This window comes from Pseudarthrobacter sp. MDT3-1 (genome assembly GCF_054510755.1).
Genome location: NZ_JBTNDX010000002.1, coordinates 163,777 through 181,839 on the forward strand (window position 1 = coordinate 163,777; position 18,063 = coordinate 181,839).

18 protein-coding genes and 1 riboswitch are annotated in these 18,063 nt (G+C 65.2%); of the genes, 11 read left to right on the forward strand and 7 right to left on the reverse strand.

Translation table 11 applies throughout. The annotated features are described in order from the left end of the window. Positions 1-3: 3 nt before the first annotated feature. Positions 4-1,203 carry a molybdopterin-synthase adenylyltransferase MoeB gene (moeB, locus tag ACX80X_RS02085; RefSeq protein WP_252609011.1) on the reverse strand — a complete coding sequence of 400 codons (1,200 nt, stop codon included), beginning with the start codon at positions 1,201-1,203 and terminating at the stop codon, positions 4-6. A gap of 84 nt (positions 1,204-1,287) precedes the next feature. On the opposite strand from moeB, the gene ACX80X_RS02090 reads away from it, so the two are divergent. From ACX80X_RS02090 to ACX80X_RS02100, 3 genes are read left to right on the forward strand one after another with little or no spacing between them, the layout of a single operon-like run. Beyond that, positions 1,288-1,953, forward strand: a complete 666-nt coding sequence (locus ACX80X_RS02090; protein ID WP_252598281.1) for a TetR/AcrR family transcriptional regulator — start codon at positions 1,288-1,290, stop codon at positions 1,951-1,953. 50 nt (positions 1,954-2,003) lie between these two features. Continuing rightward, the gene (locus ACX80X_RS02095) at positions 2,004-2,228 is read left to right on the forward strand and encodes a DUF3107 domain-containing protein (protein WP_252609009.1); all 225 of its coding nucleotides are present in this window, start codon (positions 2,004-2,006) and stop codon (positions 2,226-2,228) included. 55 nt (positions 2,229-2,283) lie between these two features. Continuing rightward, the gene (locus ACX80X_RS02100; RefSeq protein WP_104062155.1) at positions 2,284-2,586 is read left to right on the forward strand and encodes a hypothetical protein; all 303 of its coding nucleotides are present in this window, start codon (positions 2,284-2,286) and stop codon (positions 2,584-2,586) included. Between the two features lie 78 nt (positions 2,587-2,664). Here the strand turns inward: ACX80X_RS02100 and ACX80X_RS02105 are convergent, their stop codons facing one another. The 4 genes from ACX80X_RS02105 to thiO form a co-directional block, all read right to left on the reverse strand. Next, a complete protein-coding gene (locus ACX80X_RS02105; RefSeq protein ID WP_252609007.1) occupies positions 2,665-2,991 on the reverse strand; it encodes a 4a-hydroxytetrahydrobiopterin dehydratase in 327 nt (108 codons plus the stop codon). A 72-nt stretch (positions 2,992-3,063) separates the two neighbouring features. Continuing rightward, a complete protein-coding gene (locus ACX80X_RS02110; protein ID WP_459311087.1) occupies positions 3,064-3,879 on the reverse strand; it encodes a thiazole synthase in 816 nt (271 codons plus the stop codon). A gap of 4 nt (positions 3,880-3,883) precedes the next feature. Further along, positions 3,884-4,120, reverse strand: a complete 237-nt coding sequence (gene thiS / locus ACX80X_RS02115; protein ID WP_252609005.1) for a sulfur carrier protein ThiS — start codon at positions 4,118-4,120, stop codon at positions 3,884-3,886. Beyond that, positions 4,117-5,463, reverse strand: coding sequence for a glycine oxidase ThiO (gene thiO / locus ACX80X_RS02120; protein WP_459311089.1), 1,347 nt, complete (start codon positions 5,461-5,463; stop codon positions 4,117-4,119). The genes thiS and thiO overlap by 4 nt, the downstream gene beginning before the upstream one ends. After that, positions 5,454-5,574, reverse strand: a riboswitch (TPP riboswitch). It overlaps the preceding gene by 10 nt. Positions 5,575-5,601: 27 nt before the next feature. Here thiO and thiE point away from each other — a divergent pair. The 4 genes from thiE to ACX80X_RS02140 all read left to right on the forward strand — a co-directional run bounded on the left by thiE (position 5,602) and on the right by ACX80X_RS02140 (position 10,810). After that, positions 5,602-6,378 carry a thiamine phosphate synthase gene (gene thiE / locus ACX80X_RS02125; protein WP_252598286.1) on the forward strand — a complete coding sequence of 259 codons (777 nt, stop codon included), beginning with the start codon at positions 5,602-5,604 and terminating at the stop codon, positions 6,376-6,378. A gap of 64 nt (positions 6,379-6,442) precedes the next feature. Beyond that, the gene (locus ACX80X_RS02130; RefSeq protein ID WP_459311091.1) at positions 6,443-7,942 is read left to right on the forward strand and encodes an RNB domain-containing ribonuclease; all 1,500 of its coding nucleotides are present in this window, start codon (positions 6,443-6,445) and stop codon (positions 7,940-7,942) included. Between the two features lie 292 nt (positions 7,943-8,234). Continuing rightward, on the forward strand, positions 8,235-9,929 hold the full coding sequence (locus tag ACX80X_RS02135; protein ID WP_252598288.1) for a DEAD/DEAH box helicase: 1,695 nt from the start codon (positions 8,235-8,237) through the stop codon (positions 9,927-9,929). Positions 9,930-9,937: 8 nt separating this feature from the next. Further along, the gene (locus tag ACX80X_RS02140) at positions 9,938-10,810 is read left to right on the forward strand and encodes a DNA-methyltransferase (RefSeq protein ID WP_459311093.1); all 873 of its coding nucleotides are present in this window, start codon (positions 9,938-9,940) and stop codon (positions 10,808-10,810) included. 8 nt (positions 10,811-10,818) lie between these two features. Here ACX80X_RS02140 and ACX80X_RS02145 read toward each other — a convergent pair whose 3' ends face one another. Next, the gene (locus tag ACX80X_RS02145) at positions 10,819-11,667 is read right to left on the reverse strand and encodes a PHP domain-containing protein (protein WP_459311095.1); all 849 of its coding nucleotides are present in this window, start codon (positions 11,665-11,667) and stop codon (positions 10,819-10,821) included. Positions 11,668-11,738: 71 nt separating this feature from the next. Between ACX80X_RS02145 and ACX80X_RS02150 the strand changes: the two genes are divergently transcribed. From ACX80X_RS02150 to ACX80X_RS02165, 4 genes are all read left to right on the forward strand, one after another. Further along, the gene (locus ACX80X_RS02150) at positions 11,739-13,337 is read left to right on the forward strand and encodes an aminopeptidase P family protein (protein ID WP_459311097.1); all 1,599 of its coding nucleotides are present in this window, start codon (positions 11,739-11,741) and stop codon (positions 13,335-13,337) included. Between the two features lie 204 nt (positions 13,338-13,541). Continuing rightward, a complete protein-coding gene (locus ACX80X_RS02155; protein ID WP_459311132.1) occupies positions 13,542-14,906 on the forward strand; it encodes an ABC transporter substrate-binding protein in 1,365 nt (454 codons plus the stop codon). 33 nt (positions 14,907-14,939) lie between these two features. Beyond that, complete coding sequence (locus ACX80X_RS02160) at positions 14,940-15,926, forward strand: carbohydrate ABC transporter permease (RefSeq protein ID WP_252598294.1); 987 nt, start codon at positions 14,940-14,942, stop codon at positions 15,924-15,926. An 80-nt stretch (positions 15,927-16,006) separates the two neighbouring features. Further along, positions 16,007-16,840, forward strand: a complete 834-nt coding sequence (locus tag ACX80X_RS02165) for a carbohydrate ABC transporter permease (RefSeq protein WP_252567658.1) — start codon at positions 16,007-16,009, stop codon at positions 16,838-16,840. 118 nt (positions 16,841-16,958) lie between these two features. Here ACX80X_RS02165 and ACX80X_RS02170 read toward each other — a convergent pair whose 3' ends face one another. Then, complete coding sequence (locus ACX80X_RS02170) at positions 16,959-17,987, reverse strand: YflT domain-containing protein (protein ID WP_252598295.1); 1,029 nt, start codon at positions 17,985-17,987, stop codon at positions 16,959-16,961. Between the last annotated feature and the right edge of the window lie 76 nt (positions 17,988-18,063).

Here is an 18,063-nt window from a genome sequence, read left to right on the forward strand (position 1 = left end):
CGGTCAGTAGACCGGCTTCTGCGGTTCCACATCGCGCACCCAGGCCAGGATGCCGCCGTCGAGATGGCTGACCCGCTGGTAGCCTGCCTTCCGCGCAGCCTCCAGCACGTTCCCTGACCGCGTGCCGGCCTTGCAGTGGAACACAATGTCCTTGTCCTGCGGAAGTTCCGCCCAGGCCTCCCCCGCCAGGATCCTGCCCTGCGGGATCAGCACCGAGCCGTCGATGCTCACGATGTCGTGTTCGCCGGTTTCCCTGACGTCCACCAGCTCGAAGTCCTTCAGGCCTGCCTTCCGGGACGCCAGCATGGTGGCCAGCTGGGTCGCCGTCACCGTGTGCTCCGTGTCGGCGAGGGCGGCGGGGGTAATGCCGCAGAAGGCTTCGTAGTCCGTCAGTTCCGTAATGGGCTCGGCCGCCGGGTCCTTGGACACCCGGATCTCGCGCCAGCTGCCGCCCAGCGCATCAAACAGTGCCACCCTGCCCAGGAGTGAACGTCCGACGCCGGTGATCAGCTTCACTGCCTCGGTCACCATAAGTGAACCCACAGCAGCACAGAGCATGCCGAAGACGCCACCCTCGCCGCAGGAGGGCACGGATCCGGCCGGCGGGGCCTCGGGGTATAGGTCCCGGTAGGTGGGTCCGTGCTTTTCCCAAAACACGCTGACCTGACCGTCGAAACGGAAGATCGATCCCCACACATAAGGCTTGCCGAGGATGGCGGCGGAGTCGTTGACCAGGTAGCGGGTGGCGAAGTTGTCCGCCCCGTCCAGGATCAGATCGTAGTCCGCGAACAGCTCCAGTGCGTTGGAGGCATCCAGCCTGACGTTGTGCAGCCGGACCTCCACAAGCGGGTTCAGTGCGGCAATCGCGTCCCGCGCGGATTCGATCTTGGGCCGTCCTACGTCGGCGACGCCGTGGATCACCTGGCGTTGCAGGTTGCTGAGGTCAACGGCGTCGTCGTCGATGATTCCCAGGGTCCCCACGCCCGCTGCCGCCAAGTAGAGCAGGGCGGGCGAGCCCAGTCCCCCGGCTCCGATAACAAGTACCCTGGCGTTCTTCAGCCGCCGCTGCCCCACCGCTCCGATTTCGGGAATGATGAGGTGCCGCGAGTAGCGTTCCACCTCGGCCGGCGTCAATTCACCGGCGGGCTCCACGAGCGGGTTCAGCGAGACAGAGGAATCATTTGCGGTCAAAGTCGAAGCCATACTTCAATGTATGCCCCGAGATACCGCCCGGTCATATTACCGCGCAGTATTGTGTAGGTAACGGCAAGGGAAAGTAGGGCAACTGTGGTCCATGAAGCACGGGCTGACCCGGCGTCCGGCGGCGAACCCGCCGCACCTCAACGGACGGCGGGCCAGAGGTCCGCCCGGCTTCCCCGGGATGAGCGCCGGGCGCAGCTCCTCGCTGCGGCGCAGGAGGTTTTTGTCGCCAACGGCTACCATGGCGCCGCCATGGATGAAATCGCCGAAACGGCCCATGTCAGCAAACCGGTGCTGTACCAGCACTTCCCGTCCAAACGGGAGCTGTATCTTGCCCTGCTGGACAGCCATCTAGCGTCGCTGACGGACCTGATGCTTGGTGCGTTGAGCTCCACCACCGACAATGACGAACGTGTCCAGGCGGTGATGCGCGCCTACTACCGCTTCATCGCAAGCGACGACCAAGCACACCGCCTGGTCTTCGAATCGGACCTCATTAACGATCCCGATGTCAGTTCACGCCTCGAGACATTCAACAAGACATTCGCGGACGCCGTTGCCCGCGTGATTGCCGAGGACACCAAGCTGCCCCCCCTGGAGGCGCAGCTTCTGGGCCGTGGCCTGGCCGGAATGGCCCAGGTCAGCGCGCGTTACTGGCTGGAAACGGACGGGAACCTGGACCTCGATGTGGCCAGCGACCTCATTTACCGTTTAGCTTGGCGCGGAATCTCTCGCTTCCCCAAAGAGTCCTAGACTACAAATAAGAGAACCCAAGAAACTTTGATTGGCTGGGAGGCCCCCTTTTGGAAATTAAGATCGGCATTCAGAACATTGGCCGCGAAATCATATTGGAATCGGCTCAGGATGCTGACGCTGTAGCCACGGTCGTTGAAGAAGCCATCACCAAGGGCACCGAACTCCGCCTCAAGGACGACAAGGGACGCATCATCATCGTTCCCGGCAACGCCCTGGGCTACGTGGAAATCGGCGCCGAAGAGGCCCGCAAGGTCGGTTTCGGCCAGTTCTAGCACGTCCGCGGCCAGCCCCCTTTGGCGGCTGGCCGCTGCTTTCCGAGGAGATTCCATGCTTTCGCTGACCATCGTTGTCCTGGTCACAGCGGCCGCAGGCTTTGTTGTCTGGGCCAATGACAAGCGCCATACGCGGTACGGCACAGGGTTGCCCGCAGGGGTTGCCGTGGTGGTGGGCGCGGTCAGCTGGATCATTTTCATCGCGGCAGGTTTTGGCTACCAGCCGGGCCTGACGTGGATTCCCTGGGTCCTGCCCATGGCGCTCGGCACCGTCGCTGCCATCGGGACGGTCATCTACCTGGGCCGGACGCGCGAAAGCCACGATACGCGGCGGCTGACGCAGGCGCTCAAGCTTTAGGCCGCGCCCTTTTTCCTTAAGTACCCGTGACCACCACCCCAGCAGGGTGCGTGGTCACGGGTCCTTTAACCCGGCGGCTTAACCCACCGGCTGGGCTGTGGCGCCGAGCCGTGCCGCAGCCGCACTCACTGCCGCTGCAGCAGCGGCATCCCGCTCAGTGACCTCGCCGCCGGCGTCGTGGGACGTGTAGCGGAGATGGACCTTGTTGTAGCGCCACTCAAGGTCCGGATGGTGGTTCTGCTGTTCCGCGAGACGTCCGACGGCGGCAATCAGCTCCAGTGCGGCGGCCGCCGTCGGCGTCTTATAGACAGTGACCAGCCCGCCCAGCCGGTACCGCCAGTCGGGCAGCGCCTCGAGGACGGCGTCGATCCGCTCCCTGGTGAGTTTGTGTTCCTTGCCGGCCACAGCGGCCTCCTTGGCTCGTCCGGTGAGCCGCCCCGGCGTTTGGTTGAGGGCGCCAGGCCTAGAGAAAACGGCCTAGAGAAACTCTGCCCGGCCTTCCATGGCCGATGACGCCAGGGCGTGCTCGCGGCGCGGAATCCTGCCGGCCGCTTTCGCCAGCCTACCGGCGATGACGGCGTGTTTGAAGGCCTCCCCCATGAGTGCCGGGTTCTGCGCACGGGTGACGGCAGTGGCCAGCAGTACCGCATCACAGCCAAGCTCCATGGCCAGGGCGGCGTCGGATGCCGTGCCGATGCCGGCGTCCAGCACCACGGGCACCGAGGCGCGCGAGACGATCAGTTCGATGTTGTGTGGATTCAGGATTCCCAGGCCGGTGCCGATGGGCGCTCCGAGCGGCATAACCGCGGTGGCACCCAGGTTTTCCAGCCGCAGGGCCAGGACCGGGTCATCGTTGGTGTAGGCGAACACTTTGAAGCCCCGGTTAACAAGCCGTTCCGTAGCATCCACCAATTCCACGGCGTCCGGCAGCAGGGTCTGTTCGTCGGCGATGACTTCCAGCTTGATCCAGTCGGTTTCCAGCGCTTCGCGGGCCAGTTCCGCTGTCATGACCGCGTCCCGGGCGGTGAAGCAGCCGGCGGTGTTGGGCAGGATCCGGATCCCGTGGTCCACCAGGAGCTGGAAAAGGGACCCCGATTCAGCCGGCGAATAGCGCCGCATGGCCACTGTGGTCAGCTCGGTTCCGGACGCCAGGAGGGCTGCCCCCAGCCCGTCGAGGCTGGGGGCGCCACCGGTGCCCATGATGAGGCGGGAGCCGAGCTCGACGCCGTCGATGACCAGCCTGTCTGCGGCCTCGGGACGGTTATGTGTGCTGATGTTGCTGGTTACTGTCATGGTGTCAGCCTCCCTGGACTGCTGTGACCAGTTCGACGTCGTCACCTTCGGCGAGCGCCGTAACGAACCACTGGCTGCGGGGTACTACTTCGGAGTTATGGGCGACGGCGACGCCGAGTTTCTGCCCGTCTGTTGCCTGGCCGTTGGCCGCGAGGGGACGGCCAGTGATCTGGCTGATGAGGGTGGTGATGGAGGCGTCGTCCGTCACGGAATGGCGCGAGCCGTTGAGGGTGATGTTCATGCTGATTCCTTTTGTGGGTCGAGGTCCTTCGTGCTGCTGATGTCCTTGCGTGGGGCCTGTGTGCCGGCTACGTGGTGCTCTCCTGAAAAGCGGGCCGGGCTGAGGGCCCCCCATCGCGGGTCCTTCCGGCCATCCAGCAGTTCCCGGCAGGTGGCCGCCGCCGCCGGAGCAAGCAGCACTCCGTGTCGGAAGAATCCGGTGGCAATCATCAGCCCGGCAATGTCCGCTGTGTTCCCCGTCCGTGGCGCGGAAACCGGTACGCGGCCGAGGAGAGGCGCGTTGTCGGGGGTCGCTGGCCTTGCCCGCGCTGTGCATTCCAGGAGTTCAAGCTCCGAGACGGCCGGCACCAGGACCTGGGCGTCCCGCAGCAACTGGTAGACGCCGCCCGCCGAGACAGCGGCGTCGCCCGTCCCGGCGAGCGCGTCTTCTCGCTGCGTAGCCCCGATCACCACCGTGCCGTCCTGCCGGGGAACGATGTAGACCGGCACACCATGGACCATTCCGCGGACAGTGGAGGTGAGGAGCGGGCGCAGGTGCCGCGGAACAGCCAGCCGCAGGATGTCACCGTAGACGGGCCGCAGGGGCAGGTGCAGCCCACCCGGCAGGCCAGCCAGCGACCCCGCCTGCAATCCGTTGGCCACGATGGTCTCCCGGGCCTGGACAGTTCCGCCGTGGGCGAGCTTCACGCCGATGACGCGGCCGTCCTCCCAGAGCAGGGCAGCGGCACGTTGGTCAACGGCGAATCCCGCGCGGGCCCCTGCCACGGCTGTTCCTTCTCCCGGTTCGTGGATGGCCAGGACTTCCTGGAGGCACGCCACGAGTTTCCGCGGATCCACCTGGTGGTCGGCGGGGATGTCCAGGGCGCAGGATATGGCCGGGCTGAGCAGGGATTCCCTGGTCCTGGCCTCACGGACAGTCAGGGGTTCCACCACCAGGCCGCTGGCCTGCTGCACGGCCCGGAGGTCCATCAGTGCCCGGCGGTCCGCAGCGTCCGCGCCGATGGCGAGGGTCGGCGTCGTCAGATATCCCGTATCACCAGCCCCGGCCAGGGCGAGGTCCGCCGCAAAGGCAGGCCACAGGCCGGAGGATGCCAGCATCAGCTCAAGGAGGTCTTCCTCCTGGTAGTGCAGTTCGCTCACAGGGGCCAGCATGCCGGCGGCTGCCCAGCTGGCGCCGTTGCCGGGCGCGTCATCGATCAGCACGACGGAACGGCCGGACCGCCGGACTTCCCAGGCTATGGCGTGGCCGATGACTCCGCCGCCGATGACGGCCACGTCCGCGTGCAGGGCGGTGGCCGGGCTGGCTGGTGCAGGCTCAGGTGGGCTGCTTATTGCGGGGGGCATATGTTCCTTCCCTACGCCGGTACTAGCCGGATCAGGTCAAGCGGTCGGCTCTGACGCCCTCTCAGCCCGGCCGCTTTGTGACGGCTGCAACGGGCTCCCGCAGTACCCGCCCAGTTTAGGGGACTTAGGCTGGATTCCATGAACGCGCAATCCTTCGCCGCTGCAGGCACGCCCTCCGCCCCCTCCGCCGCTCCCGAATCCTTGACCGGAACAGACCCCGCCGGCGGCACAAACACCGGCCTCCCGCACAGCGTCAAGCTGTACCTGTGCACCGACGCGCGCCGGGACCGCGGGGACTTTGGCGAGTTTGTGGACGCGGCGTTTGCCGGCGGCGTGGACATCATCCAGCTCCGGGACAAGGCCATCGAGGCAGCCGAGGAGCTGGAGCTGCTGGCCGTGCTTCAGGCCGCGGCCGAACGCCACGGAAAGCTGTGGGCAGTCAATGACCGTGCCGATATCGCGCTGCTGTCCGGCGCCCCCGTCTTCCACATCGGGCAGAAGGATCTGCCGGTCGCTTCCGCCCGCACGCTGCTCGGGGCACCAGCCGCGATCGGCCTTTCCACGCACACCGCCGAGCAGATCGAAGGGGCCATCCGGCTGTCCGGTGGGCTGACTGACCAAGGCGGCCTGGACTACTTCTGCGTAGGACCGGTCTGGGCCACGCCGACGAAACCGGGCCGGGCCGCCGTCGGCCTTGACCTGGTGCGGTACGCGGCCGAAGCCGTCCGCGCTGCCGGTGGCACCCAGGCCACGCTGCCCTGGTTTGCCATCGGAGGCATCGATCTCGGCAACGTGGAGCAGGTGGTGGAGGCCGGCGCCGGCAGGATTGTTGTGGTGCGTGCCATCACCGAAGCCTCGGACCCCGCAGCGGCGGCCGTGGCACTTCTGGCGGCCCTGGACGCCGGCGCATCCTGACAATCCACCGCGTGGCGGGCGGCGGGCGTGCACGATCCGTGGAAATCGAGCTAACCTGATTTTCGTGTCACATCATAGGTTGGCCCCCAATGTCCACGAGCAGACGAACGACCTCGCGGCGGCGCTGAGCGCCCTGCGGACCGAGCTGGAACTGCCGGGGCCCTACCCGGCGGAGGCGGTCCGGGACGCGGAAGCGGCAGTGGCCGCGCACGAGTTGCCGGGTGCTGACCTGACGGAAGTGGCGTTCCTCACTATCGATCCGGCGTCGTCCACTGACCTGGACCAGGCGCTGTTCATCGAGCGTGCGGGCACTGGCTACCGGGTGCTTTACGCCATCGCTGACGTGCCGTCCTTTGTCCGCCCCGGAGGCGGACTGGACGCAGAGACCCGGCGCCGCGGCCAGACGTTCTACGCCCCTGACGGCCGTATCCCGCTGCACCCGGAAGTCATCAGCGAAGGGGCAGGCAGCCTTCTGGCCGGCCAGCTGTGTTCCGCCTACGTCTGGGAGTTCGGGCTGAACGACGCCGCGCAGGTCTCCACTGTGAGCGTCCAGAGGGCCACCATCCGGAGCCGGGCCAAGCTGAGCTACAAGGGAGTCCAGGCCGAATTCGACGCCGGGACGGCCGGCCCTGTCCTGCAGCTCCTGAAGGAAGTGGGCCTCAAGCGCGTTGAACTGGAGCGGCAGCGTGGCGGCGCCAGCCTGAACATGCCCGAGCAGGAAATCGTGCAGCTGCCCGACGGCGGCTACCGGATTGCCGCGGCGCCGCAGCTTCCGGTGGAGGACTGGAACGCCCAGATCTCCCTGATGACGGGGATGGCGGCGGCAGACCTGATGCTGGCGGGAGAAGTGGGCATCCTGCGCACCATGCCCGCCCCGGACGAGCGCTCCCTGCGTCACTTCCGTCTCCAGACTGAGGCATTGGGCAAGCCGTGGGACGGCAAGATCAGCTACGGCGAATACCTCCGCAGCCTTGACCCGACCGAACCCCGGCAACTGGCCATCCTGCACTCCGCCGGCATGCTGTTCCGCGGTGCCAGCTACACGGCGTTCGACGGCACAGTCCCGAAAGACGCCATCCAGTCCGCCATCGGCGCTGCCTATGCCCACACCACGGCACCGCTCCGGCGTCTGATCGACCGTTTTGTCCTGGTGATCTGCGAAGCCCTGAGCAATGGCAAGCCTGTACCGGCCTGGGCTCGGGAAGCCCTGCCGTCCCTGCCGGAGATCATGGCCGGATCCGACCAGCTGGCATCGCGGATGGAACGCATGGCGCTGGACACCGTGGAGGCCGCACTCCTGGTCACCCATGTGGGCCAGGAGTTCGAGGCGATCGTGATTTCCGGCTCCAAGCCGCAGAAGGACAACGGCAACGGGAAAAACGGCAACGGCACCAAGAACGGAGCCGCAAAAAATGGAAACGGCCCCTCGGGGATCATCCAGATCGCCGAACCCGCCGTGACGGCCCGGTGCGGCGGCGACCTGGAATCCGGCACCAAAGTGCGGGTCCGCCTGATCTCGTCCGATATCGCCGCCCGCGAGGTCCACTTCGAGCTGCTGGCCTGAACGATTTCCGCGCTGCCTGATCGGCCCAAAGCCGGGATTCAGGGTCCGTGCGGCTAGACTGAAGAAGTAGATATGGATGCCCGGTCGTTGATTTCCTTGATTTGAATTCAACAAGCCCGCCCCTACGCGATCTTGAGATGCACCCGTTGGTCACCAGTGCCAGCATTTTGATAGCCCGCGATCGGCTTCCACTGGATTTGCTTGCGCGCTTCGAGCGTGCTCCGGAACGGCCACTTTGGCCGGCCCGTTGAGCAGGCAGCGCCAATGCCCGAATGAATAAGGAAACTCCCCTGTGAGTGAATTGCATACCCACCAGATCCTGACTGACGACTCCGGCATCGAGACGATCGAACCTGAAGAAACCATCATCTCGGACGAGAAGCCGCACGAGATCGAGGAGAAATCCTTCGCTGACTACAACGTCCGCGCCGACATCGTGGAGTCCCTCGCCGACGCCGGGATCACCCACCCCTTCCCCATCCAGGCCATGACCCTGCCGGTGGCGCTTTCGGGCCACGACATCATCGGGCAGGCCAAGACCGGCACCGGCAAGACCCTCGGCTTCGGCATTCCCGCGCTGCAGCGCGTGGTGGGTCCGGACGACGCCGGCTACGACAAGCTCGCCGTTCCGGGTGCACCGCAGGCCCTGGTTATCGTGCCCACGCGCGAGCTGGCCGTCCAGGTGGCCAATGATCTCCAGAACGCTTCCCGCAAGCGGAACGCCCGTATCACCACCATCTACGGCGGCCGTGCCTACGAGCCCCAGGTGGAGGCCCTGCAGAACGGCGTCGAGGTAGTTGTCGGTACTCCCGGCCGCCTCATCGACCTCTACAAGCAGAAGCACCTGGTCCTGAAGAACGTCAAGATGGTCATCCTTGACGAGGCCGACGAAATGCTGGACCTCGGCTTCCTGCCGGACGTGGAAACCCTCATCGCCGGTACCCCTGCAGTCCGCCAGACCCTGCTGTTCTCTGCCACCATGCCCGGCCCGGTCATCGCCATGGCCCGCCGCTACATGACGCAGCCCACCCACATCCGGGCCGCTGATCCGGACGACGAGGGCCTCACCAAGCGCGACATCCGTCAGCTCATCTACCGTGCGCACAGCATGGACAAGATCGAGGTCGTTGCCCGCATCCTGCAGGCACGCGGCCGCGGCCGGACCATCATTTTCACCAAAACCAAGCGCACCGCCGCGAAGGTTGCCGAGGAGCTCGTGGACCGCGGCTTCGCCGCCGCCGCCATCCACGGTGACCTGGGCCAGGGCGCCCGCGAGCAGGCGCTCCGTGCCTTCCGCAACAACAAGGTGGACGTCCTGGTGGCCACTGACGTCGCCGCCCGCGGCATCGACGTCGACGACGTCACGCACGTCATCAACTACCAGTGCGTTGAAGACGAAAAGATCTACCTGCACCGGGTGGGCCGCACCGGCCGCGCCGGCAACAAGGGCACAGCAGTGACCTTCGTTGACTGGGACGACATGCCGCGCTGGGGCCTGATCAACAAGGCCCTGGGACTCAGCGTTCCGGAGCCCGTGGAAACGTACTCCTCGTCGCCGCACCTGTACGAAGAGCTGGACATCCCGGAAGGCACCAAGGGCCGCCTGCCCCGCAACAAGCGCGTGCTGGCCGGCGTCGACGCCGAGGTCCTCGAGGACCTGGGCGAGACCGGCAAAAAGAACACCCGTCCCAGCGGCGCCCGTGATGGCGGGCGCGACAACAGCCGCGACGCCGGCCGCTCCGGTGCTCGCGACAGCAGCAGCCGCCGCACCAGCGAGCCCGGCGGACGCTCCGGTGACCGCCGTCGTCGTACCTCTGATGCGGCGACCGCCGGCACCAGCCCTGCCCCCGAACCGGTTGCTGCGGCTCCGGCCGAAGGCGAAGTGGACCCCCGTGCCCGCCGCAGCCGGACCCGCACCCGCCGCCGCAACGGCGAAGTGGTGGCCGGTGCCGACAACGGCCCGCAGCAGCGCAGCACCGAGGCATAACAGCCTCGATGACTGACACCGTCTGGGCGCCGGACGGCAGCAACCTGGTGGTTCACGCGGACAACGCGGAGTTCCTCCCCTCGCTGCCGGACGGCGCCTTCACCTTGATATACGTTGACCCGCCGTTCAACACCGGCAGGGTCCAGAAGCGCCAGGAAACCCGGATGGTGCTGAACACCGACGGTGACGGCGACCGCGTGGGCTTCAAGGGGCGTTCCTACGACACCATCAAGGGCGCCCTGCACCGGTACGATGACGCCTTCAGTGACTACTGGTCATTCCTGGAACCCCGGCTCGTGGAGGCCTGGCGGCTGCTGGCTGACGACGGCACGCTGTACCTCCACCTGGATTACCGGGAGGTCCATTACGCCAAGGTGATGCTTGACGCGATCTTCGGCCGGGAATGCTTCCTCAATGAGATCATCTGGGCCTACGACTACGGTGCCCGCGCCAAGTACCGCTGGCCCACCAAGCACGACAATATCCTCGTGTACGTCAAGAACCCGGCGAAATACCACTTCGACAACGCCGAGGTGGACCGCGAGCCGTACATGGCGCCGGGCCTGGTGACACCGGCGAAGCGGGAGCTCGGGAAGCTGCCCACCGACGTCTGGTGGCACACCATCGTCTCCCCCACAGGCAAGGAAAAAACCGGCTACCCCACGCAGAAGCCCGAGGGCCTCATCCGCCGTGTGGTGTCGGCGTCAAGCCGGCCCGGTGACTGGTGCCTGGACTTCTTCGCCGGTTCCGGAACCCTTGGCGCCGTGGCGGCCAAACTGGACCGGAAGTTCGTGTGTGTGGACCAGAACCAGCCGGCCATCGACGTGATGGCCAAGCGGCTGGGTGCCAAGGCGACCTTTACGTCGTTCCCGCCGAAGTAGGTCACGCTCTACGGACGGACGACGGCGGTTCCCGTGCCGAGTTCCTCGATCCGTGCCAGCACCTCCGGAGTGGTCAGGTTTTCTCCCAGCAGGTTCGGCTTGCCCGTTCCGTGGTAATCCGAAGAGCCCGTGATCAGCAGCCCGTGCTTGGCGGCAAGTCCCCTGAGGAAAACCCGCCCCTCCTCCGGGTTGTCGCGATGGTCGATCTCCAAGCCCGCCAGGCCGGCGTCGATCATGTCGCGGTAGGTGCCCTCCCCCACGATCCGGCCGCGGCCGGACGCCACGGGGTGGGCGAACACGGGAACGCCACCTGCGGCACGGACAAGTTCGACGGCGGTGGCCGGGTCGGGTGCGTAGTGCTGGACAAAGTAGCGCGAATGGGACGTCAGGATGGACGTGAACGCCTCCGAGCGGTCCGAAACCACACCGGCCGCCACCAGGGCATCAGCGATATGCGGGCGCCCCAGGGTGGCCCCTGGAGCCACATGGTGGATGACGTCGTCCCAGGTCAGCGGGTAGTCTTCGGCGAGCAAGGTCACCATGCGTTCCGCCCGGGTGAGGCGCGCGTCCTTGGCCTTGGTGATCTCTTCAAGCAGCCCCGGGTGGGCAGGATCGTGCAGATAACTCAACAGATGCACACTGATGCCCTGCCCGGTCCGGCAGGAAACCTCCATGCCGGGAACCAGCGCCACCCCGTTTTCCAGCGCCGCTAGGGACGCTTCGGCCCAGCCGTCGGTCGAGTCGTGGTCGGTCAGTGCCACGACGTCCAGGCCCGCACGGGCAGCCGAAGCCATCACGTCGGCGGGGGTTTCGGTGCCGTCCGAAACATTCGAGTGGGCATGCAGGTCAATCCTCACTTGCCCAGCCTAGTTGACCGCGTCCGCGGCGGTATTGGCCCAAGTCTCGGTGCTGGTGAGACGATGGTGCCGTGAACGATGCCGAAAACACCCCGACCTCTGCCTCCCAGCCCCTCGACGAGCGCGTCAACAACCGCTCGCAGCGGCCCAGTTCCGCTGCCTTCAAGGCCTTTATGGCCAGCAACTGGGCGCCGTCCGAGCAGCAACTGCCAGCGCTCGACGCCGTGGCCAACTACGCCGCCGCTCGGCGCAAGGCCATCTCGGAGAAGTTCAAAGGCGAGCGCCTGGTCATCCCTGCCGGTCCACTGAAGGTCCGCTCCAACGACTGCGACTACCGGTTCCGTCCGCATTCCGGCTTTGCGCACCTCACCGGCCTGGGCCTGGACCACGAGCCGGACGCCGTCCTCATTCTGGAACCTGCCGGTGAAGGAAAGGGCGACGGCGGCAGTCACCACCGTGCCACGCTGTACTTCCGTCCGCTGGCCGGCCGGGATACCGAACAGTTCTACGCTGACTCCCGTTCCGGCGAGTTCTGGATCGGTACACGGCCCACCCTGGCCGAGTTCGAAGCGCGCCTGGGCCTGGCCACAGCCCACATCGATGGACTTGAATCGGCGATCACCAAGAACGTGGGTGCCCCGGAGATCGGCGGCATCTCCATCCGACTGGTTCGCAAGGTGGACGAGAACATCGACGCCCTGGTGGATACTGCCCGGTACAACACTGCCAAGGACCCGGACAACCTGGATCTGGCTGTCCTGGATGCACTGGATGAAAAGCTTTCCGAAGCGCTGTCTGAACTCCGCCTCCTGAAGGATGAGTGGGAAATCGAACAGATGATGACTGCAGTAGCTGCGACTGTCGAGGGCTTCGTGGAGGTAGTTAAGGCCCTGCCCCGCGCCTTGACCCATGCCCGCGGCGAGCGCGTGGTGGAAGGCGCGTTCTTTGCCCGTGCCCGCGAGGTAGGCAACGAACTCGGCTACGACACCATCGCCGCCGCCGGCAACAACGCCACAGTCCTGCACTGGACGCGGAACACCGGTAGGATCAACGCCGGCGAACTGCTGCTGCTGGACGCCGGCGTTGAAGCGGACTCGCTCTACACCGCCGACGTCACGCGGACCCTGCCAGTCAACGGCACGTTCACCCCAGTCCAGCGCAAGGTCTACGAGGCGGTCCTGGATGCTGCCGACGCCGGATTCGCCGCTGCCCAGCCAGGTGCCAGGTTCCGGGACATCCACACCGCGGCCACCAATGTGTTGGCGGAACGTCTAGCCGAGTGGGGGCTGCTCCCGGTGAGTGTCGAGGAAGCCGTCAGCGCGGAAGGCCAGCAGCACCGCCGCTGGATGCCGCACGGCACCAGTCACCACCTTGGCCTGGATGTCCACGACTGCGCCCAGGCAAAGCGCGAACTGTACCTCGACGGCATCCTGACGGAGGGCATGGTCTTCACCATCGAACCCGGCCTGTACTTCAAGAACGAGGACCTGGCCATCCCGGCGGAGTACCGCGGCATCGGGGTGCGGATCGAGGACGACATTCTCATGACGGCCGATGGTCCGGTAAACCTCAGCGCCGCGCTGCCCCGCAAGGCCGACGACGTCCAGTCCTGGATGGCAGGCATCTACCAGGAGCTGGACGGTGGTTTGGCAAGCGGAGACTTCCGCTAGAGGTCTTTGCGTCCAGCGCATCTCGGCAGCGATGCGCTGGAGGACCATACCCCTTGGTGAAACTCTCCTAACAGTTTTTGGCAATCGCTTGCCAAAAGTTGGCGTTGATGAATACGCTAGCCGCAGAGAATGAAAATCGTAGACTGAGTCTTAGTCTCGGGTCTCTGCCGCAATGTATGTCTTCAAAGGAGAAGTCTCATGGGTATGTCCAAACCGCGTCGCCTCGGCACTATCGCCGCAGCGGCCATTTCCGTCCTGATGCTTGCCGCCTGCGGCGGATCGGGCGGCACAGGCGGTACCACCTCCGGCGCCTCGGGCGGCAAGGTGGACGGCACCGGAAAAAAACTCAACGTCCTGATGAGCGTCACCGCTCAGTACCCCCAGGAACAGCAGGCCTGGTTCAAGGAAATGAGCGCCAAGTTCAAGGCGGAAACCGGAGCCGACATCCAGTGGGAGACGTTCGCCACCGCTAATGACGAGATGACCCGGATCCAGACGTCAGTGGTCTCGGGCCAGGGACCGGACGTCTACGGGCTCGGCACCACGTTCACCCCCACCGCCTACTCCACCGGGGCGTTCGTCAAGCTGGGCGACAACGAATGGAACCAGCTCGGCGGCAAAGACAAGTTCGTTCCCGCAGCCCTGGGCATCTCCGGGCCGGACGAAGCCAACCAGATCGGTATCCCGTTCGTGAGCAGGCCGTTCGTGATGGCCTACAACACCGAGCTGCTGGCAGCTGCCGGCATCGAAAAGCCTGCCACCACCTGGGATGAATTCACCGAGCACGCCAAGAAGCTCACCACGGGCGACCAGTACGGTGTCGCCGTCGCCTACAAGGACAACTTCGACCCCTGGAAGTACATCTGGGGCATGTCCATCCAGGCCGGTAATCCCATCATTGACGGAACCGAGGTCCGTCTCGATGACCCGATCACCAAGAAGGCCTACGAGACCTACTTCGGTTGGGTAACCACGGACAAGGTGGTTGACCCCTCTTCCGTTGGCTGGGCCAACCCGCAGGCGTTGGCTGCCTTCGCAGCCGGCAAGGCAGCGTACTTCCCCATGACGTCGCCGCTGTCCATTCCCGCCCTGGATGCATCCGCTGTCAAGGGCAAGTACAAGTACGCCCTGATGCCCACCGTTCCCCCGGGCGAAACCTCCAATCCTTCGGCCGGCAAGCCTGCCACGAGCATCCTCTCCGGTGACAACCTCGTGGTCGCTGACTACTCGAAGCAGAAGGACCTCGCCTTCGCGTTCATCAAGATGATCACCGACAAGGATGTCCAGCTCAACTACTTCAAGGTCTTCGGCCAGCTTCCCGCCAACCAGGAAGCCGCGAAGGAACTTGCAACCAACGAAGTGATTGCGCCGGCCCTTGAGTCGGGAGCCAAATCCGTCGCGACGCCGTTCAGCGGTGCGTGGGGCGATGTCCAACTGTCACTGACCAACGTAGTTGTCCAGTCCATTCCGGATCTTTCCTCCGGTGCAGTCAGCGACTCCAACCTGTCCCAGCGACTCAAGGACGAACAGGCCAAATCGCAGACCGCACTGGACCGGGCCAAGAAGTAAGACCGACCCACCAACTGCGGAAGGTTACGGAAAATGGCTAGCAGCGTTACCGAGCCCCGGCCGTCGGACAGCAGTCCGGCGGCCGGGGCGGCCGCCGAACCCGGCGAAACCACACCCCCTGGGAAGCGCCGCAAGGGACTCAGCGAGAAGAACCGGCCCCTGTGGCTCCTGATTCCGGGCGGGCTGCTGATGACGATCGTCATCCTGGTCCCCCTGGCAATGGGCATCTGGATGTCGCTGATCGATCTGGATCAGTACACCCTTCGCCAATGGGTCAGCGCCGAATTCATCGGCATCCAGAACTACATTGAGGCGGCGCTCAGCAGCGAGTTGCTCCGCTCCATCTGGCTTTCTGTTTCCTTCGCGGTGATCTCCACGGTGGTGACCATCCCGCTGGGCGTGGCTGCCGCCGTCGTCACCCAGAACGCTTACCGTGGCCGTGCTGTGGTCCGCTCCATCTTCCTGATCCCCTATGTCCTGCCGTCGTTTGTTGTGGCCAGCGTGTGGCGGACCATGCTGCAGCCAGATGGCATCGTCAACGTGACCCTGACCAACATGGGAATGGACGGCGGACTGTGGCTTAACGGCCCCAACGCGTACTGGACACTGGTGTGGGTGGAAATCTGGGCGGCCTGGCCGTTCATCTACTTGCTGGCACTGTCCGGTCTGCAAGCTGTGGACCACGAGGTCCACGAGGCGTCGGCCCTGGACGGGGCACTGTGGTGGAACAAGCTGCGGTACGTGATCTTCCCTTACCTGAAGGGACCGGTTTCGCTGGCCTTCCTGCTTGCCACGTTGAACCACATCAACAACTTCACTCTGCCCTATGTCCTGTTTGGTGCGCCGGCACCGTCCGATGTGAATGTGCTGCCGATCCTGGTATACGTCACCAGCTTCCAGAGCTTCCGGTTTGGCCTCAGCGCCGCGATGGCGGTCGTTTCGCTGATCCTGATCGCCATTCCGCTCTTCATCTACCTGCGCGCAGTCCGGCTTGATGTGCACGAAGGAGGAAAGAAATGACCATCGACGCGGCAAACCCGATCGAGCAGCAGAAGAAGCAGCCCATCCGGCGTGACGCGGCCCTGGAGGTCACACGCCTGATGCCGCGGCCGCTGCTGGCCACCCTCACAGTCCTGCTCTGCGCCCTGGTCCTCATCCCGATCGTGTATATCTTCCTGGCCTCACTGAACACGGATGTGGGAGTTGCCAGCGGCGAGTTCTGGCCGAGCAGCTTCTCCTTGGACAGCTACACCAAGATCTGGGATTCCGTGGGGCTGGCGAAGGCCATCGGCAACAGCCTGATCGTTTCCGGCGCCACAGCAGTCGTCTCGGCCATTATGGCCATCGGCACGGCCTACGTGCTGGTCCGGTTTGAGTTCCGTGGGCGCCTGACGGTGCTGCGCGGGCTGCTGGGTCTCCAGTCCGTCCCGGGCACCCTGATGCTCCTGCCGGTCTTTGTGCTCTTCTCCTCCGCCGGCACTTACCTGGGCGTGACCGTCATCGGCACGCTCTGGGGCCTGTTTATCGCCTACCTGACGTTCGCGCTGCCGTTCTCAACCTGGGTGATGGTCACGTACCTCCGCGGCCTGCCGAGGGAATTGGAGGAAGCGGCGCGAATCGATGGCGCTTCCAACCTCGGGATCCTGTTCCGGATCATCATTCCGCTCAGCTGGCCGGGAATCATCGTTTCCGCTATTTTCGCCTTCCTGCTGGGCTGGAATGACGTGCTGTTCGCGTCGGTGTTCACCCGGCCGGACACGCACACTGCCGCAGTTGCGCTCCAGGTCTTCGCGTCGGCCGTCGAGGGTGGCGCGATCCCGGTGTATTCGCAGTTGATGGCGGCTTCGCTGGTTTGTGCCGTCCCTGTGGTGGTGCTGTACTTCATGTTCCAGAAGTACCTCGTTGGTGGCCTGACAGCCGGCAGCGTCAAGTAAGACAGCTTCGAACCACAAACAACTCCGCCCGGTACAGCAGTTGCTGTACCGGGCGGAGTTGTTTGTTGCGGGCCGTGTTCTTCGGGCCTTGGGTAAACCTGGCCTCCGGCGGCGCCGCCTAAGGTGTGGATTCGCCGGAGTCCTTGGTGGAGTCAGGCTGGGACTGCGTCCGGGACCGATCTGCGGCAGGCTGTTCTGAGCCGGTCTGTTCGGTGCCAGGCTGTTCGGCGCCGGTCTGGCCTGTGGTGGCCTGGTCTGTGGCGGCCTGGTCTGTGGCGGCCTGATCTGTGACACGGACGCCGTACTGGGGCCGGCCGTCAGGGAGGTCCGGGTAGCGGACGGCGGCCGCGGGAGCCTTGGCCGGCTGGGCCGCTGCCTCCGGCTGGGCCGCTGCCTCCGGCTGCGTTCCCTGGTCCGGGCCGGCGGCCTGGCCCACGCCTTGGGCTGTCCCTTGGCCCGAAGTACCGGCACCCTGCTGTCCGTAGGGGTCATTCCAAGTGGCAGGGCGTGCGGGTGCCGGACCAGGCTGGTTGCCCGGCTGGCCCTCCTGGCCGGGCTGCTGACCCTGCTGACCCGTCTGGCCATACTGCTGGTTCTGGTAGCCCTGGGGATTGTACGGGGCGGCGGCTGCTGCGTCCGAGCGGGTCATGGGCAGTTGCTGGAGCAGCCGGCGCGCATCATGGGCAGCTTCCACCGACACCACAACGTCGTAGCTGGTGGCCACCACCTGGCTGGTGGAGGTGAAATCCCGCTTTCCACGCTGCATGGCATACGTGACGATGCCGAACAGCATAAAGAAGGCAGCCCCCATCAGCACAGACGCCAGGATGGAGAAATAGCCGGGCGACGGTGCGAAGAAGGAAAGCATGACGCCAACGAAGAGGCCGAACCACATACCGCTGAGCGCCCCGGAGAGTGCCACCCGGGGGTAGCTGAGGCGGCCGGTCACCCGCTCAACCATCTTAAGTTCGTTGCCCACGATGGAAACCATCTGGACCGGGAACTGCTGGTCGGCGAGGTAGTCCACCGCCTTCTGGGCATCCAAGTAAGAGGTGTACGAGCCTACGGTGTCACCGGTGGGCACCGTGCGGGCGTCGTCGGGCCCACTGGGGCCACCGGCCTTGGGAGCACCAAAAATGTTTGACATACATCCATTCTTGCCCATCAGCATGTATGCCGCCTGTAAATTCAGCTAAAAGAGAGCAGACTCGGTAGCCTGTAGA

Coding starts and splice junctions, on each gene's coding strand:
- ACX80X_RS02170 (WP_252598295.1), bottom strand. CDS start 17,987: ATGTCAAACATTTTTGGTGCTCCCAAGGCCGGTGGCCCCAGTGGGCCC.
- moeB (WP_252609011.1), bottom strand. CDS start 1,203: ATGGCTTCGACTTTGACCGCAAATGATTCCTCTGTCTCGCTGAACCCG.
- ACX80X_RS02155 (WP_459311132.1), top strand. CDS start 13,542: ATGTCCAAACCGCGTCGCCTCGGCACTATCGCCGCAGCGGCCATTTCC.
- thiO (WP_459311089.1), bottom strand. CDS start 5,463: ATGCCCCCCGCAATAAGCAGCCCACCTGAGCCTGCACCAGCCAGCCCG.
- ACX80X_RS02140 (WP_459311093.1), top strand. CDS start 9,938: ATGACTGACACCGTCTGGGCGCCGGACGGCAGCAACCTGGTGGTTCAC.
- ACX80X_RS02110 (WP_459311087.1), bottom strand. CDS start 3,879: ATGACAGTAACCAGCAACATCAGCACACATAACCGTCCCGAGGCCGCA.
- ACX80X_RS02100 (WP_104062155.1), top strand. CDS start 2,284: ATGCTTTCGCTGACCATCGTTGTCCTGGTCACAGCGGCCGCAGGCTTT.
- ACX80X_RS02165 (WP_252567658.1), top strand. CDS start 16,007: ATGCCGCGGCCGCTGCTGGCCACCCTCACAGTCCTGCTCTGCGCCCTG.
- ACX80X_RS02160 (WP_252598294.1), top strand. CDS start 14,940: ATGGCTAGCAGCGTTACCGAGCCCCGGCCGTCGGACAGCAGTCCGGCG.
- thiE (WP_252598286.1), top strand. CDS start 5,602: ATGAACGCGCAATCCTTCGCCGCTGCAGGCACGCCCTCCGCCCCCTCC.
- thiS (WP_252609005.1), bottom strand. CDS start 4,120: ATGAACATCACCCTCAACGGCTCGCGCCATTCCGTGACGGACGACGCC.